The sequence below is a fragment of the Foliimonas ilicis genome (assembly GCF_039939195.1).
Classification (GTDB): Bacteria; Pseudomonadota; Alphaproteobacteria; order Rhizobiales; family Rhizobiaceae; genus Foliimonas; species Foliimonas ilicis.
The window spans coordinates 1-1296 of record NZ_JBDUUH010000026.1 but is presented as its reverse complement, the minus strand read 5'-3'; the positions used below and the strand labels follow the sequence as shown (position 1 = coordinate 1296).

Here is a 1296-nt window from a genome sequence, read left to right as displayed (position 1 = left end):
GCGACATTTTTGATGCTCTGGCAGCGGCGTCGGTCTTACCGATATCCGCTACTGCTCGCGCTTGCATTCTTTATGAGTGGCTTAGGGTTCGCCGCGAATGACTTCCTGGCTTCGTTTGATGGACCTGCCCTTCGCGTTGCCGCCAATGCGTTCTTCCTGGTTTCTGTCCTGGCGGCCTGTGTAAGTGCTTTCGTTCGCATTGATGCGCCGATCCCAACTACATTTTTTGCGGTGCTTTGCGTGCTATGCGCGACATCCTTTGTGTGGTTCCTCTTCATCGAACCCTCGACATTTGCCCGCATCTTGATCGTGAACGGTACCTTCGCGGCGTTGGCCAGCGTAACGACCTGGGTGCAGATCCGGTCAAAACCAAAATCGACGGTCGATTGGCTGTTCGTCTGTCTGGCAGGGTCGATATTGGTACAAGCCATTGCTCGACCCGCCGCGATTATTATGCAGGGACTAGACATCAACCCAGACGGCCCCCTCCGCGATTCCGAATATTGGGCCACGGTGCAGGCGCTGACGCCGTTGCTCACCCTTGTTCTGGCACTGTCATTTCTAGTGGCTTTCGCAGTACAGGTGTTTAACGAGCTTCGTGACGAGGCGGACCAAGACTATCTCAGCGGTCTGTTGAACCGCCGTGGTTTTGACGCGCAGGCAAACGTGGCGATACGGGCGAGTCCAGTTAAACGTTGGCAACCGGCTGTCATGATCGCTGACATTGATAACTTCAAACTAATCAACGACACTTTCGGTCATTCAGTTGGCGATCACGTCATTGCGGCGATAGCTCGTATTCTAGGGAGTCATTCGCATGCAAATATTGTCGGTCGAACGGGCGGTGAGGAGTTCGGACTATACTACGACGAGGCGCGCCGTAGCGAACTTCTGTCTCACGCCGCAGCAATCCGCGCCGAAATTAGTCGTGCGTCAGTTGACCAACTTCCTCGCGGATACCCCCTCACCATAAGCATTGGCATCCATCATCGTTATCAAACGGAATCTCTTTCCGAAATGATGCGAGAGGCAGACCATGCCCTTTATGCTGCCAAAGCAGCCGGCAAAGACCAGGCCTTCATTACTCCCTTGAAACTGCATTCGGTTGATCGAACGGCGGTATCGAGATAGCCGATCAATACATTCGGGTTCCAGTCATTCTCGTTGAGGGAATCGAACTCCAAATCGTGTAGATGGACTACCCTTTGCATCGATACCAGGTCCTCGTCGTCGGCCGATGCATGCCAACGATGGACTAATTTGCCTTGGCACGCATCGGCCGATGACGACGAGCCG

The 1296-nt window shown here is 54.1% G+C and carries 1 protein-coding gene; it reads left to right on the top strand.

The features are described 5' to 3' along the window. Positions 1-1131: GGDEF domain-containing protein (locus tag ABFT80_RS27950; protein WP_347975222.1), on the top strand; the 1131-nt coding region annotated here is incomplete at its 5' end. Between the last annotated feature and the right edge of the window lie 165 nt (positions 1132-1296).